18 protein-coding genes are annotated in these 13,086 nt (G+C 68.3%); 10 read left to right on the top strand and 8 right to left on the bottom strand.

What is annotated here, in order from left to right; translation table 11 throughout:
• The coding region (locus H3O04_RS28150; protein ID WP_202588909.1) for a helix-turn-helix domain-containing protein at window positions 1–253 on the top strand (253 nt) is incomplete at its 5' end.
• Between the two features lie 73 nt (window positions 254–326).
• On the opposite strand, the gene H3O04_RS28145 is transcribed toward H3O04_RS28150, so the two are convergent.
• Window positions 327–536, bottom strand: coding sequence for a hypothetical protein (locus H3O04_RS28145; RefSeq protein ID WP_105797903.1), 210 nt, complete (start codon window positions 534–536; stop codon window positions 327–329).
• 58 nt (window positions 537–594) lie between these two features.
• Here H3O04_RS28145 and pqqA point away from each other — a divergent pair, with 58 nt between their 5' ends.
• The 6 genes from pqqA (at window position 595) to H3O04_RS28115 (ending at window position 4,031) form a co-directional block, all read left to right on the top strand.
• Window positions 595–669, top strand: coding sequence for a pyrroloquinoline quinone precursor peptide PqqA (gene pqqA / locus H3O04_RS28140; protein WP_006485436.1), 75 nt, complete (start codon window positions 595–597; stop codon window positions 667–669).
• Between the two features lie 61 nt (window positions 670–730).
• Entirely contained in the window at window positions 731–1,654 is a 924-nt protein-coding gene (pqqB, locus tag H3O04_RS28135) for a pyrroloquinoline quinone biosynthesis protein PqqB (protein ID WP_202588908.1), read from the top strand.
• Window positions 1,655–1,656: 2 nt separating this feature from the next.
• Entirely contained in the window at window positions 1,657–2,376 is a 720-nt protein-coding gene (pqqC, locus tag H3O04_RS28130; protein WP_006480619.1) for a pyrroloquinoline-quinone synthase PqqC, read from the top strand.
• Window positions 2,373–2,654: a pyrroloquinoline quinone biosynthesis peptide chaperone PqqD gene (gene pqqD / locus H3O04_RS28125; protein ID WP_006480620.1), complete on the top strand. Its 282-nt coding sequence runs from the start codon at window positions 2,373–2,375 to the stop codon at window positions 2,652–2,654. The genes pqqC and pqqD overlap by 4 nt, the downstream gene beginning before the upstream one ends.
• Before the next feature lies 1 nt (window position 2,655).
• Complete coding sequence (gene pqqE / locus H3O04_RS28120) at window positions 2,656–3,795, top strand: pyrroloquinoline quinone biosynthesis protein PqqE (protein WP_202588907.1); 1,140 nt, start codon at window positions 2,656–2,658, stop codon at window positions 3,793–3,795.
• Window positions 3,789–4,031: a TonB family protein gene (locus H3O04_RS28115; protein ID WP_202588906.1), complete on the top strand. Its 243-nt coding sequence runs from the start codon at window positions 3,789–3,791 to the stop codon at window positions 4,029–4,031. The genes pqqE and H3O04_RS28115 overlap by 7 nt, the downstream gene beginning before the upstream one ends.
• An 18-nt stretch (window positions 4,032–4,049) precedes the next feature.
• Here the strand turns inward: H3O04_RS28115 and H3O04_RS28110 are convergent, their stop codons facing one another.
• Window positions 4,050–4,388 (bottom strand): helix-turn-helix domain-containing protein, encoded by a 339-nt coding sequence (locus H3O04_RS28110; RefSeq protein WP_011547066.1) that lies wholly within the window; start codon window positions 4,386–4,388, stop codon window positions 4,050–4,052.
• Between the two features lie 78 nt (window positions 4,389–4,466).
• Between H3O04_RS28110 and H3O04_RS28105 the strand changes: the two genes are divergently transcribed.
• Window positions 4,467–5,366, top strand: coding sequence for a hypothetical protein (locus tag H3O04_RS28105; protein WP_011694824.1), 900 nt, complete (start codon window positions 4,467–4,469; stop codon window positions 5,364–5,366).
• Window positions 5,367–5,573: 207 nt separating this feature from the next.
• Window positions 5,574–5,804: a hypothetical protein gene (locus H3O04_RS28100; protein WP_011547068.1), complete on the top strand. Its 231-nt coding sequence runs from the start codon at window positions 5,574–5,576 to the stop codon at window positions 5,802–5,804.
• Between the two features lie 160 nt (window positions 5,805–5,964).
• Here the strand turns inward: H3O04_RS28100 and H3O04_RS28095 are convergent, their stop codons facing one another.
• The 5 genes from H3O04_RS28095 to H3O04_RS28075 all read right to left on the bottom strand — a co-directional run bounded on the left by H3O04_RS28095 (window position 5,965) and on the right by H3O04_RS28075 (window position 10,948).
• Entirely contained in the window at window positions 5,965–6,852 is an 888-nt protein-coding gene (locus tag H3O04_RS28095; RefSeq protein ID WP_006480624.1) for an alpha/beta hydrolase, read from the bottom strand.
• A 96-nt stretch (window positions 6,853–6,948) separates the two neighbouring features.
• Window positions 6,949–7,689: an alpha/beta fold hydrolase gene (locus tag H3O04_RS28090; protein WP_202588905.1), complete on the bottom strand. Its 741-nt coding sequence runs from the start codon at window positions 7,687–7,689 to the stop codon at window positions 6,949–6,951.
• The gene (locus H3O04_RS28085; RefSeq protein WP_202588904.1) at window positions 7,686–8,492 is read right to left on the bottom strand and encodes a DinB family protein; all 807 of its coding nucleotides are present in this window, start codon (window positions 8,490–8,492) and stop codon (window positions 7,686–7,688) included. Before H3O04_RS28085 ends, H3O04_RS28090 begins: the two co-directional genes overlap by 4 nt.
• 95 nt (window positions 8,493–8,587) lie before the next feature.
• Window positions 8,588–9,019, bottom strand: a complete 432-nt coding sequence (locus tag H3O04_RS28080) for a YciI family protein (protein WP_006480627.1) — start codon at window positions 9,017–9,019, stop codon at window positions 8,588–8,590.
• A gap of 159 nt (window positions 9,020–9,178) precedes the next feature.
• Window positions 9,179–10,948: an ATP-binding protein gene (locus tag H3O04_RS28075; protein ID WP_124478427.1), complete on the bottom strand. Its 1,770-nt coding sequence runs from the start codon at window positions 10,946–10,948 to the stop codon at window positions 9,179–9,181.
• A gap of 155 nt (window positions 10,949–11,103) precedes the next feature.
• Here H3O04_RS28075 and H3O04_RS28070 point away from each other — a divergent pair, with 155 nt between their 5' ends.
• Entirely contained in the window at window positions 11,104–11,334 is a 231-nt protein-coding gene (locus H3O04_RS28070) for a hypothetical protein (protein ID WP_006480629.1), read from the top strand.
• A gap of 190 nt (window positions 11,335–11,524) precedes the next feature.
• On the opposite strand, the gene H3O04_RS28065 is transcribed toward H3O04_RS28070, so the two are convergent.
• The gene (locus H3O04_RS28065) at window positions 11,525–12,949 is read right to left on the bottom strand and encodes an MFS transporter (protein ID WP_124478429.1); all 1,425 of its coding nucleotides are present in this window, start codon (window positions 12,947–12,949) and stop codon (window positions 11,525–11,527) included.
• Window positions 12,950–13,086 lie beyond the last annotated feature (137 nt).

The following is a 13,086-nucleotide window of genomic DNA, read 5'->3' as shown; positions in this document are numbered from 1 at the left end:
CGTCGGGCACGCAGGGCAGGCGGCGCCCGATTCGTCCGCCGCGGCGAGCGCCGGGCCGTGCGTCGCGGACGCGCTGCCGCCCGCCGACGCGCGCCTGCAGGACGTCGCCGCCTCCGCGATCGCCGCCGCGCTCGCGCGTCATGGCGGCAACGTGTCCGCCGCGGCGCGCGCGCTCGGCGTCTCGCGCAACACGATCTACCGGAAGATGCCGGCCGCCGACGCGGGACGCCAGCCGTCGTCCGACGAAGACTGACGCGCGCGGCCGTCGCGCGGTGCGCGACCTGTCACAGCCGGTGTGTCAAGTTGCAACACCGGTGTTCAACGATTCAACACTTGTGACCACTCGCGGACATCGTGCCGCCGGGGTGGCGGACCGCATTCGCGCGGATCGTGTCGGCTATTCGTAAGGATTCCGCCTCGATGCCCGGATGGCGGCCGTCTACCGCCGCCGCGCCGCCGCAATACGCGTTCGGCACGCTCCTTGCTGAATAGAAATCGACCGCTCGCTTGCCGCGGTCGTTCGATTCATCCAGCAACGCATCAACTCATCAACTCATCAACTCATCAACTCATCAACTCGACAGGAGACACACCATGCAGTGGACGACACCGTCTTACACCGACCTGCGCTTCGGCTTCGAAATCACGATGTACATCGCCAACCGCTGATCGCCGTGCGTGCCGCCCGTTTCGCCGTGGTCGGCGCGGGCGGCCTCGGGAGCTGACGCCCATGAAGATCAAGATACTCGGCTCGGGAGCCGGCGGCGGGCTGCCGCAATGGAACTGCAATTGCGCGAACTGCCGTCGTGCGCGCAGCGGAAGCGGCCACGTGCTGCCGCGCACGCAGTCGTCGATCGCGGTCAGCGACGACGGCGTCGACTGGGTCCTCGTCAATGCGTCGCCCGACATTCTTTCCCAGTTGCGCGCGGCGCCGGACCTGCAACCGGCGCGCGCGATCCGCGACAGCGGCATCGCCGCCGTCGTGCTGTGCGACGCGCAGATCGATCACGTGACGGGCCTGCTGATGCTGCGCGAGCGCTCGACGCCGCTGCCGCTCTACGCGAGCGCGCCGGTGCTCGACGACCTGTCGACCGGCTTGCCGCTCGTGCCGCTGCTCGGCCATTACTGCGGCGTCGCCGCGCGCCCGATCGTGCCCGGCGAGCCGTTCGCGGTGCCGGCGGCGCGCGGCATCCGTTTCACCGCGATCGCCGTCGACAGCAAGCCACCGCCTTATTCGCCGCGACGCGCGTCGGCCGCGCCTGGCGACAACATCGCGCTGTCGATCGAGGACGTCGCGAGCGGGCGGCGCGCATTCTATGCGCCGGGGCTCGCGTCGGTCACCGACGACGTGCGCGCGGCCATGGACGGCGCCGATCTCGTGCTGGTGGACGGCACGTTCTGGACCGGCACCGAGATGATCGATCTCGGCCTGTCGCGCAAGCACGCGGCCGACATGGGGCATCTCGCGCAGTGCGCGGAACCCGGGCAGCCCGGCATGATCGACTGGCTCGACACGCTTCCCGCCCACACGCGCAAGGTGCTCACGCACATCAACAACACGAACCCGATTCTCGATCCGCATTCCGTCGAGCATGCGCACCTGCGCGCGCACGGCATCGACGTCGCGCACGACGGCATGCAATTCCAGGTCTGACGATGAACGCACCGATCCCCGCTACGGCGTTGCACGCGACGCCCTGGACCGCGACCGAATTCGAGGCGCGCCTGCGTGCGCTCGAATCGCGCTATCACATTCATCATCCGTTCAACCGGCGTCTCAACAGCGGCGCCTGTTCGCCCACGCAGATCCGCGGCTGGGTCGCGAACCGCTTCTACTACCAGATCTGCATCCCGCTCAAGGATGCGGCGATCCTGTCGAACTGCCCTGACCGCGAGACGCGGCGCCGCTGGATTCAGCGGCTGATCGATCACGACGGGCAGGGCGACAACGCAGGCGGCATCGAGGCGTGGGTGCGGCTCGGCGAAGCGTGCGGCCTCACGCGCGACGAGCTGTGGTCGCTCGAACACGTGCTGCCCGGCGTGCGTTTCGCGGTGGATGCGTACGTGAACTTCGCGCGGCGCGCGCCGTGGCAGGAAGCCGTGTGCTCGTCGCTGACCGAGATGTTCGCGCCGCAGATCCATCTCGACCGGCTCGCGGGCTGGCCGTCGCATTACCCGTGGATCGAGCCGGCCGGGCTGCATTACTTCCGCAGCCGCGTGCCGCTCGCGCAGCGCGACGTCGAGCATGGGCTCGCGGTGACGCTCGCGCATTTCACGACACCGGAGGCGCAGCAGCGCGCGCTCGGCATTCTGCAATTCAAGCTCGACATCCTGTGGTCGATGCTCGACGCCGTCGAAAAGGCCTACCCGTTATGAACGCGATCGAAGCCGCCAGCGGCGTGCCGCTGCGCCCCTGCCTCAGGGGCATGTACCGCCTGCAATGGGAGGCGGCCCAGGATGCGTACGTGCTGCTCTATCCGGAGGGCATGGTCAAGCTGAACCCGAGCGCCGGCGAGATTCTCGCGCGCTGCGACGGCACGCGCGAACTGGACGACATCATCGGCGAGCTCGAGCGCCTGTTCATGCAATCGGATCTCGCGACCGATGTGTACCGTTTTCTCGATCATGCGCGACTGCGCGGCTGGCTGGACTGACATGACGCCCGACACCCCCCGTCCGTCCGCGCCGCTGTGGCTGCTCGCGGAACTCACGTACCGCTGCCCGCTGCACTGCGCGTTCTGCTACAACCCGGTCGACTTCGCGACGCACGGCGCGGAACTCGACACCGATGCGTGGCGCACGGTCATCAGCGACGCGCGCGCGCTCGGCGCCGCGCAGATCGGCTTCTCGGGCGGCGAGCCGCTGCAGCGCGGCGACCTCGAGACGCTCGTCGCGCATGCGCGCGGGCTCGGCTTCTATACGAACCTGATCACGTCGGGCATCGGGCTGAACGTCGCGCGCATCGAGCGGCTCAAGGCCGCCGGGCTCGACCACATCCAGTTGTCGCTGCAGGATTCGACGCGCGAGCTGAACGATTTCCTGACCAGCACGCGCACGTTCGAACTGAAGCGCGACGTGGCGCGGCTGATCAAGGCGCACGCCTACCCGATGGTGCTCAACTGCGTGCTGCATCGCTACAACCTGCCGCACGTGGGACAGATCATCGAGATGGCGCTCGATCTCGGCGCCGACTACCTGGAGCTCGCGAACACGCAGTATTACGGCTGGGCGATGCTCAATCGCGACCAACTGATGCCGACCGTCGAGCAGGTGCGCGAGGCGGAGGACACGGTCAACCGCTATCGCAAGCTGATCGGCGAGCGTTGCAAGATCCTGTTCGTCGTGCCCGACTATTTCGAGCGCCGCCCGAAGGCCTGCATGAACGGCTGGGGTTCGGTGTTTCTCGGCGTCGCGCCGGACGGTACCGCGCTGCCGTGCCATGCCGCGCGGTCGCTGCCGGGGCTCGCGTTGCCGAACGTACGCGACCGGTCGCTGCGGGACATCTGGTACGACAGCGACGCGTTCAACGCGTTTCGTGGCGACGACTGGATGCGCGAGCCATGTCGCACGTGCGACGAGCGGCATGTAGATCACGGCGGTTGCCGGTGTCAGGCCTACCTGCTGGCCGGCGACCCGCGGGAGGCCGACCCGGTGTGCGCGAAGTCCGCCCATCACGGTCAGGTCGAACAGGCCGTGCAGTTCGCGCGACGTCGTGCGCCGAGCGACGAACAGCCGCTGGTTTTTCGCAGCAAGGAGAATTCGCTCGCGCAATGCGGCGCGGCGTGCGATTGCTGACGAGGCGCGGCCCAGGACGACGGCAGGGGAAACACGGCACCGCGCTCGTCGAACCGGAAACCGATGCGGCCGGGTGGTCGCCGCGCGTGTCGCTGCCGCCCGGCAGCGGCTATCCGCGCCTCGATGCCGCGACGCGCGATGCGGTACTGGCAAGCCGCTGCGCCGCGCAGGTAGAAAACGGCACGCCGACGCCGATGCGAGCGCGCGTGCCGATCACGTTCAATCTCGATGAATGACCGGGTACGTTGCCGCGATTACCCGTCATCCGCCTTCGCCTGCAAATCCTTCAGCCCCTGAATCACGACCAGCAGTGCGCGCCCGTGCTCGTCCGAGCCGTCCCACGCGTCGACGATCGCGTCGCGCAGCAGGTCGTTGTATCGGCGGCGCGACGGCTCGGTATCGACACCATAGAAACTGCATAGCTTGTTGAATGGCGCGCTACGGCGCAGCCGGTGCCCGTTCGACAGCCGAAGGCGCGATACGGTGGGCTGGCTGACCCCGGAAAGTCGCGCGATTTCGCTGGACGAGCGTGTATCTGCCATCAGGCGGCGCAACAGGTCTTGAACGGGAAAATCCTGGTCCGGGGCTTCCATGCGATGCATTATACCTATACAGTTACGGCTGTTGAATGGGCTTGCTGTCAGCAGCGAGGCTGTATCCCGAGAAAGTTGATGACACTGAAACACCTCCCTCCCACGTTCTGCTGGACCAAGATCGGTACCGAGTCCGGCGAGGAACTGCCGACCGTCGTGCTCCGCAAGGAATGGGAGCGCCGGCTCGGGGGCGGGCGTTTTCTGTGGGGCATCAACCAGCCGCTCGGCAGCAGCGCGCAAGTCGCCGCGCATCGCACGGGTTCGTTGCTCGCGCTGTTTTCGCCGGTCGCGTCGCGTCCGCGTGCGGGCGCGCGCAAGGACGCGCTGCTGTGGAATGCGTGGGTCGACGCCAGCGGGCAGGTGCGGCCGTTGCCGCCGCATACGTTCATCGCCAGCCGCTCGACGTTGCCGTCGGGCCGGCGTCGCGAGCAGCACTACGCGCTCGTGTGCGCGTCGTCCACCGCGCTGACGGTCGGCACGCAGTTGCGCGTGTTTCCCGACCACCTGCGCAGCGTGAGCACCGGCAAGCCGCTGGGCGCCGCGCAAGGGGCGGCCGTGGTCGACTGCATCGGGCGGGCGAAGGAGCAGACGGGCAAGAGCTACCCGCTCGCGCTGTCGGTCGAGCTCGAGGCGCCGTATTTCGTGCGGCTTGCGCAGCCGTGCGTGCTGAAGGCGCGCGATCTCGCGGAAGTGAACAAGGCCACGCGCGCGGGCGATTTCGATCGCTTCGTCGAGCTGGTCGCGCGCCTGCGCGGCCGTTCGCCGACGGATGCCGTGCGCGGCGTCACGCGCGATCTGTTCGACGTGCCGCCGCTCGAAACGGCCGCCGCGTATGTCGCGCCCACGCATGTCGCGCGCCTGCGCAACCGGCCCGCGGCCGAGCATCCGCGCGATCTCACCGGCGATCTGTTCGACCTGTCGCCGGGCGAAGCGGCCGCGTTCGCGGGGTTGGCGCATCCGCGCGTCGGGCGCGCGTGACGCCACGCGCGTAGCCGTTCGCGCAAGAATTTGTTGCAATCTCGCCGTAGCGGAGCGGCGAGCGCGGAGCGACAATCGGCACGAAGCGCGCGGTGCGGCGGCCGATGCGTCGACACGCGACGGCTCGTGGTTCATGCCGCCGACATGCGTACCACGCACACTGAGCGTCGGCGTGCTTCACACTGCAATCCCGAGGGAGGAGTGTCGATGTCGACCCACATCTGTTCGCCGGAAGCACAGGCTGCACAACGCTTCGTCGAAGCGACGCGCAACGTCGACCAGGCGTTTCGCGCGGTGCGCGGCGAAAGCGACGACGACGGCTCGTCGGCCGAATACGCCCGCGCGATGTCGCGTCTCGATCGCGCGCTCGACGAGCTGGCGCGTGCGCAGGAATTCTTCGATCGCGTCGTCGGCGCGGACACCACGCACGGCAACTGACGGCTTCGTCGTTTCTCTTTTCGCGCGTCGGGCGGCGCGCGTTCATCTTCTTGCCGGGTGTGTTGCCCGGCGTGCCGGTCCATCATCCCGTTTCGATTTTCAGGCCTGGCAGCCTGCGACCGGATAGCCGCCGCTGCAAAGGCTAAGGGCTAGCCGTGCGTCAGCCCGCGCGCGTCATGCCCGGCGCGGACGGCGCGGCACGAGACGCGTAACCGCGATGCTGGAACGACGTCGCGAAGAACCGCATCTGGTAGCGGATCGCATTCGCCCAGTAATCCCACGTATGGCCGCCCGGCCGCTCCGCATAGTCGTGCGGCACGCCGAGCGCGACGAGCCGTTCGTGCAGCGTGCGGTTCGAATCGACGAATGCATCATCGCGGCCGCAATCGATCGTCAGGTCGAGATGCGCGCGCACGAACGCCCGCGCGCTTTCGGCGATCACGTTGCGGTTCCAGAACGACGGATGGCGGTCGGGATCGCCGAACACGTGGGCGATCCCCGGCTCGTCCGTGCAGCAGCGCGGATCGACCGCGCCGCTGATGCTGCCGACCGCGCCGAACGTCTCGGGCCGGTCGAGTGCGATGCGCAGTGCGCCGAAGCCGCCCATGCTGAGCCCGGTGATCGCGCGCGCATGCTGGGTGGCGATCGTGCGGAAATGCAGGTCGACATAGGACACGACTTCATCGCCGACGAAGGTCTCGTAGCGGCTGCCCGAATCGAACGGGCTGTCGATGTACCAGCTTTCGTGTCCGCCGTCGGGCATCACGAGGATCACGTGATAACGGTCGGCGAGCGCGGCGATGTGCGTGTTCGACGTCCAGTCGGTATGGTCGCCGCCCGAGCCGTGCAGCAGATAGACGACGGGGTAACGTTCGCCGTGGTTGTCGCGCGCGTAATCGTCGGGCAGCACGATGGTGGCCTTGAGCGTTTCGCTCATCGCGGCGCTCGGAATCGCGACGACCCGCGCGTGAAAGGCGAAGGCAGGGCTCGTGACGGCGAGCAGCAGAAGCAGCCAGAAAGTACGTGCCAGGCGCATCGATCCTTGCATGTGTCGATCCAGTCCGGCCGGATGCCGGGAAAACCCTGTTCCGGCGACTCTAGCAACCGCGCCTTTCAACCATATTTCGGCGAATCCTACGGGTTGTCAGGCAGACGGCTCGCCTACGATGCGTTCGAGGGTGGCGCGCAATGCGTCGGGCCGCTCGGCCGCGATCAGGTGCCCGCAGCCGGCGATCGTGTCGAAGCCGGCGCAGCGTGCGAGCGCGAAGGCCGGCACGTGCCAGCCCGCGCGCGAGCGTTCGCCGGCGATCAGCCACACGGGATGACGGTCGAACACCTGTGCGAGCGCCGGCAGGTAGCCCGCATCGCCGGTCGTGTCGACCACCGAGCGGCCCATCGCGCGCAGCGTCGATGCCGGCTGATGCGCGAGCCAGCGGCGTGCGTCGTCGAGCTGGCCGGGCGTCGGGTGGTCGATCGCGCCGCGCAGCCAGTCGAGCGGGGCCGCGCGCAGGCCGTCGAGCATCGCATCGGCTTCGCCGGGCGTCATGCGGCCGACCGATGCCGACCAGAACGCATCGTCGAGCGTGAAGTTGCCTTCGACGTTGACGATGCGCCGCATGCGTTCGGGGTGCGCATGCGCGAACAGCATCGCGATCGCGCCGCCGACCGAATGGCCGACGACATCGACCGGCTGCATCCCGAAGTGCATCTCGACGGTTTGTCGCACATGCTCGACTTGCGCGGCAAGCGAGATCGGGTCGGGCGGCGCGGCGCGATGCACGCCGTAGCCGAGCAGGTCGGGGCGCAGATGCGGGCCGTTCCATCCGCGCACGTCGAACGTGCCGATGAAACCGTGAATGAAGACGACGGGCGTGGGCTGGATCATGCGGCGTGTGCTGAAGGAAGCGGCGGCAATTCGAGTTCGGCGAGCAGTTCGTCGAGTTCGAGCAGGTGCGTACGGTCGTGGTCGAGCAACTCGCGCACGAGTTCGTCGAGCGACATGCGGCGGATGCCGTCGCGCAGCCCGCAGCGTGCGAGTTGCGCCGGTTCCAGCGCGGCCACGGTGGCGCACAGCGCGGTGCGCCCGCTGCCGAACGCCGCGACGGCGAGATCGAGCGGCTGCGCGAGGTAGTCGCGTTGCGCGGCGAGCGCGGTGCCGTCGACGGATTCAATCACGGGAAGTTCTGCGGTGCGCACGGCGTCGATGCGCGCGGCGAACACCGCATCGAGATCGCGCAGGTGGCACGCATGTTCGACCAGCGAGAAGCCGGTGCCGGCCGGGCGGCGCGTGGCCAGCGCGGCCGGCACATGCGCCGCATAGGCGGCGAGCCGGGCCGGCATGTGCGCCAGCGCGGCGACGACGTCGGGGAACGGCAGCCGGTGCGGGCACGCGCTGAACACCGCGCCATAGCTGAACAGCGCACCGCCGAGCCGGCCGCGCGCCTGCACGACCTCGTGGCCGCGGCGGCGCATCACGTCGGCGACCATCGCGCCGCAGAACTGGCGGGCCGTCGTGTCGGCTTCGATTTCGGGGAATTTGTGCGCGATCTCGTCCTGGATCGCGCCGATCGCGGCGACGCCGACGCGCGACAGCGCCGCGAACTCGAGATAGCGCTCGGGCTGTTCGATCAGCGCTTCGAGCTGGGCGCCGAGCGGGGTCGAGCGGAAACGGTCGAAACGGGAATGCATGACGAGCCCCGGTCAGTAACGTATCAAAACGATACGTTACTGACCGGGGCTCGTCAACCGGCTCCTCCGGGGCGCGTGCGCCGCCGGCCTGCCGCTCAGCGCTGCTGTCGGGCGTCGACTTCCGCACGCATCCGCGCTTCCTGCTCGCGCAGCTCCGGCGTGAATGCGTCGCCGAAATCCTCCATCTCGAACAGCGGGCGGATCTCGATGTCGGAGTCGCCGGGCATCGGGTTCGGGCAGCGCTTCACCCATTCGACGGCTTCCTCCATCGATTTGACCTGCCACAGCCAGTAGCCGGCGACGAGTTCCTTCGTTTCGGCGAACGGACCGTCGATGATCGAGCGGTTCTTGCCGGAAAAGTGCACGCGCTTGCCGTGGCTGCTCGGGCGCAACCCGTCGGCGGCGAGCAGGATGCCGGCTTTCACGAGTTCTTCATTGAAGCGGCCCATTTCAGCCATGAGTTCGGTGTCGGGCATTTGGCCGGATTCGGAATCGGCGGTGGCTTTGACGATGACCATGACGCGCATTGTCGTTTCTCCTTGAACGGGAATAGGGCGTTTGCCGGCGGTACGACGGCAAAACGATCGGTTACGACAACACGACGCGCGACGGCGACGGGAATCGACATCGCGGGCAAAAAATTCAGCGGCGATCGAAATCGCGAAAGGCGCCGTATCGGCGATGCGTCATGCCGTGTCGGCCTGCTGCGCATCGAGCACGCTGCGAATCCGGGCCGCGAGTTCGTCGCGCCGGTACGGCTTGCCGAGCAGCATCACGCCGGGGTCGAGCCGCCCCGCGTGGAAGATTTCGTCGCGCGTATAGCCGGACGTGAACAGCACCGGCAACGGCGGCTTGCGTAGCGCGGCGCGGCGTCCGAGTTCGCCGCCCTTCACGCGGCCCGGCATGATCACGTCGGTAAACAGCAGATCGATCGGCGTTTCGCTGTCGAGCACGCGCAGCGCGGCTTCGCCGTCGGACGCCGTGATGACCTTGTAGCCGAGCTGCGCGAGCATGTCGACCACCGTCAGCCGGACATCCGCATCGTCCTCGACGACGAGGATCGTTTCGCGGCCGCGCACCGCGTCGTGCTGCGGCGTGCGGGCAGGTTCGTCGGCTGCCTCGTGGCAGCGCGGAAACGTGAGGCGCACGGTGGTGCCCTGGCCGGACGTGCTGTCGATCGACACGTGGCCGCCGCTCTGTTTGACGAAACCGAACACCATGCTGAGCCCGAGCCCGGTGCCTTCGCCGTCCGGCTTGGTCGTGAAGAAGGGTTCGAAGACCCGTTCGAGCACGTCGGCCGTCATGCCGATGCCCGTGTCGGCGATCTCGAACGTCACGTATTCGCCGGGCGGCATCGTTGTGCCGCGCGTGCCGGCCGCGTGGCCGGGCTGCGTGCTGTTGTACGCGGCGATCGTCAGCGTGCCGCCGCCGCGCATCGCATCGCGCGCATTGATCGCGAGATTCAGCAGCGCGTTTTCGAGCTGGTGCCGGTCGGCGAGCACGTTGCCGACGTCGGGCGCCAGCGCGGAGACGATCCGCACGGTTTCGCCGAGCGCGCGGTGCAGCATCTCGTTCATGCCGTCGATCAGCCGGCACGGGTTCAGCGTGGTCGGCGCAAGCGGCTGGCGTCGCGCGAACGCGAGCAGGTGCGACGCCAGTTGCGCGCCGCGCCGCACGGCATTGTTCGCGTTCTCGATCCGCGGCTGCGCGCTCGCATGGGCGCCGAGTTCGACGGAGAGGATCTGCAGGTTGCCGCTGATCACCTGCAGCACGTTGTTGAAGTCGTGCGCGATGCCGCCGGTCAGGTTGCCGATCGCTTCCATCTTCTGGGCGTGACGCAACTGCTCCTCGATCGCCGCACGCTCGGCGATCGCGTCGGTCACGCGCTGTTCGAGCGTTTCAGTCAGCTCGCGCAGCTCGGCATTGGAGGCCTGCAGCGCCGCTTCCGCGCGATCGCGATGGCGCGTGGCGAGCACGCGCTCGGTGGTCTCGACCACGACGGCGAGCACGCCGCCCGGTGCACCCTCGTCGTCGGGCAGCGGGCTGTAGTGCAGATCCATCCAGACATCTTCCGGGCGGCCGCTGCGCAGCAGCACGAGGGCCTTGTCGCGATAGGACAGCGTGCCGCCGGCGAGGCAGGTGTTCATCACGTTTCGGTTGAAATCGGCGACTTCGGGCCAGCCGAGTTCGACCGGCTGACCGAGCAGATACGGGTGACGGCCGCCGGCGAATCCGGCATACGCGTCGTTGTAGATCATGTAGCCGGGGCGGCCCCACAGCATCACCAGCGGCAACGGCGAGGCGAGCACGGTGCGGACGGCCGCGACGAGGCTGGCGGACCAGCCGTCGAGCGGGCCCAGCCCGGTGGCCGACCAGTCGAATGCGGTAATGCGTCGGGCCATGTCGCCCTGCCAGCCGGGGCAAGCGTGATGCTGCGCGAACAACTCGACATGCATGGAAGCGCTCCGATGAGGACATGCGGCCGCGGGCGGTGCGGCAGGTCGCGTAAGCGGGCTCCATTTTAAAGCAGATCGATTCGCGCGGCCGCTGTCACGGAGCGCCTCGGCAAAGCTGGTATGCTGGTCCACACCACGTTTACGCGGAGGGCGCCATGGCTGCTAAGGAAGTCTCGAAGAAGAAGTACCTGAAAATCCTGAACAAACGCCTGCGCGCGGAGCCGGCAGCCCCGGCCGGCGCGTCGTTCGTCTTCTTCCCGCCGGGTGCGAAAGCGAAGCACGCGACGGGCGTCGTGTCCGGCGACGCGCGCAGCAAGCGCGAACTGGCCGTGATGGCCGCGGTCCAGCGCAAGGCGGCCGAAGAGTTCGTCGTCGCCGACGCGTGACGGCCCCTGCGGTACCCCTGTCGTATTACCGCCTCCGCGGCTGACGCGGCGGCGGTTTTGCCGTGAGCGATTGCGCCGGCGAGCACGCGCGGGATGTCTTGCGTGATCGCCGGACCGTGCATCGGCAGAGCGATGTCGAGATCGAGTGCCTGGATTCGGCTCGAAGCAGCTTGAAAACCAACGTTAGCGATCAGGACGCCTCGTCCGCTGCCGCCGCCGGATACCGGCCGCTGCCGCCCGCATCGTCGCCTGCCGCCAGTTGTTCCAGCGCGAGGCCCTTCGTCTCGATCCCGAGCGTCCACACGGCGATGGCCGCCGCGATGAACGACAGCGCGCCGAGCGTGAACACGCCGCCCTGGCCGAACACCGGCAACACGACGCCGACCACGTAAGGCCCGATCAGCGAGCCGATCCGGCCGATCGCCGACGCGAAGCCCGAACCCGTCGCACGCGCCCCGGTGCCGTACAGCTCGGGCGTGTACGTGTACAGCGCCGCCCACATCCCGAACAGGAAGAACTGCATCGCGAGGCCCGTGACGATCAGCAGCGTCGTGCTGCCGCCGTACAGCGCGCTCTGGCCGTACGCGTACGCCATCGCGGCGCCGCCGATCAGCGACGCGATGCAGGTCGGCTTGCGGCCCCAGCGTTCGACGAGCCACGCGGCGCACAGGAAGCCCGGCACGCCGCCGAGCGAGATCAGCACCGTGTAGAACACCGATTTCGTGACTTCGAAGCCGGCCTGCTGCAGCAGTGCGCCGAGCCACGACGTGAGGCCGTAGAAGCCGAGCAGCGCGAAGAACCACAGCAGCCACACCATCACCGTGCGGCGGCGGTACACGCCGCTCCAGATCTCGCGCAGCGCGCCGCGGCCGCGCGCGGCGGCCGGTTCGGCGAGCCGCGACGGCGGCGGCAGCGTCGTGACGCCGGCCGAGCGCATCACCTTCGCCTCGATCGCGTGCATCACCGTGTCGGCTTCCGCGTGCCGGCCCGCATGTTCGAGCCAGCGCGGCGATTCCGGCACGATGCGGCGCACGACGAGCACGAACACGGCCGGAATCGCGAGCAGCGCGAACACGGTGCGCCAGCCGAACTGCGGCAGCACGAAATACGCGACGATGCCGGCCGTGATGAAGCCGAGCGGCCAGAAGCCGTCCATCAGCGCGATCAGGCGGCCGCGTTTCTCGGTCGGCACGAATTCAGACAGCAGCGTCTGCGCGACCGGAAACTCCATCCCCATCCCGATGCCGAGCAGCACGCGGTAGACGATCAGCGCGTCGACGCTCTGCGCGGTCGAGCACAGGTACGACGCGGCGCCCCACAGCACCATGCTCCATTGGAACACGGGCCGGCGGCCGAAACGGTCGGCGAGCAGGCCGGCCACGGCCGCGCCCAGCACCATCCCGAAGAAGCTCGCGCTCGCGACGAGGCCGGCGGCCGCGGTCGACAGCCCGAACTCCTTGCGGATCGAGCCGAGCACGAACGTCATCGTGCCGAGGTCGACCGAATCGAAGAAGAACGCGATCGCGATGATGAAGAAGATGCGCTTGTGATAGCCGGAGAACGGCAGGCGTTCGAGCCGGGCGGCGGCGGAGGCGGGAGCGGTGGCGGCGGGCATGGCGTCCTCTGAAATGAAAAAGGGGCCGCGCAGCGTATGCTCCAGGGCCCCGATGCTTCGTATTCAGTAGACGCGACCACAAACTGCCGCATCAGAGGAAAAGCGCCGCCTGCTTGCCCAAATGCGTCATCGGCGGG

Origin of the sequence: Burkholderia sp. KCJ3K979, assembly GCF_016759955.1 — a bacterium.
Taxonomy (GTDB): Bacteria; Pseudomonadota; Gammaproteobacteria; order Burkholderiales; family Burkholderiaceae; genus Burkholderia; species Burkholderia orbicola.
This window is presented reverse-complemented; position numbering and strand designations above follow the sequence as displayed.

Bases quoted from the DNA above. Each gene is read 5' to 3' on its own strand.
- pqqD (WP_006480620.1), top strand. From the start codon at position 2,373: ATGAACGCGATCGAAGCCGCCAGCGGCGTGCCGCTGCGCCCCTGCCTC.
- H3O04_RS28095 (WP_006480624.1), bottom strand. From the start codon at position 6,852: ATGCAAGGATCGATGCGCCTGGCACGTACTTTCTGGCTGCTTCTGCTG.
- H3O04_RS28105 (WP_011694824.1), top strand. From the start codon at position 4,467: ATGACACTGAAACACCTCCCTCCCACGTTCTGCTGGACCAAGATCGGT.
- pqqE (WP_202588907.1), top strand. From the start codon at position 2,656: ATGACGCCCGACACCCCCCGTCCGTCCGCGCCGCTGTGGCTGCTCGCG.
- pqqB (WP_202588908.1), top strand. From the start codon at position 731: ATGAAGATCAAGATACTCGGCTCGGGAGCCGGCGGCGGGCTGCCGCAA.
- H3O04_RS28100 (WP_011547068.1), top strand. From the start codon at position 5,574: ATGTCGACCCACATCTGTTCGCCGGAAGCACAGGCTGCACAACGCTTC.
- H3O04_RS28080 (WP_006480627.1), bottom strand. From the start codon at position 9,019: ATGCGCGTCATGGTCATCGTCAAAGCCACCGCCGATTCCGAATCCGGC.
- H3O04_RS28085 (WP_202588904.1), bottom strand. From the start codon at position 8,492: ATGCATTCCCGTTTCGACCGTTTCCGCTCGACCCCGCTCGGCGCCCAG.
- H3O04_RS28065 (WP_124478429.1), bottom strand. From the start codon at position 12,949: ATGCCCGCCGCCACCGCTCCCGCCTCCGCCGCCGCCCGGCTCGAACGC.
- pqqC (WP_006480619.1), top strand. From the start codon at position 1,657: ATGAACGCACCGATCCCCGCTACGGCGTTGCACGCGACGCCCTGGACC.
- H3O04_RS28075 (WP_124478427.1), bottom strand. From the start codon at position 10,948: ATGCATGTCGAGTTGTTCGCGCAGCATCACGCTTGCCCCGGCTGGCAG.
- H3O04_RS28110 (WP_011547066.1), bottom strand. From the start codon at position 4,388: ATGGAAGCCCCGGACCAGGATTTTCCCGTTCAAGACCTGTTGCGCCGC.
- H3O04_RS28090 (WP_202588905.1), bottom strand. From the start codon at position 7,689: ATGATCCAGCCCACGCCCGTCGTCTTCATTCACGGTTTCATCGGCACG.
- H3O04_RS28070 (WP_006480629.1), top strand. From the start codon at position 11,104: ATGGCTGCTAAGGAAGTCTCGAAGAAGAAGTACCTGAAAATCCTGAAC.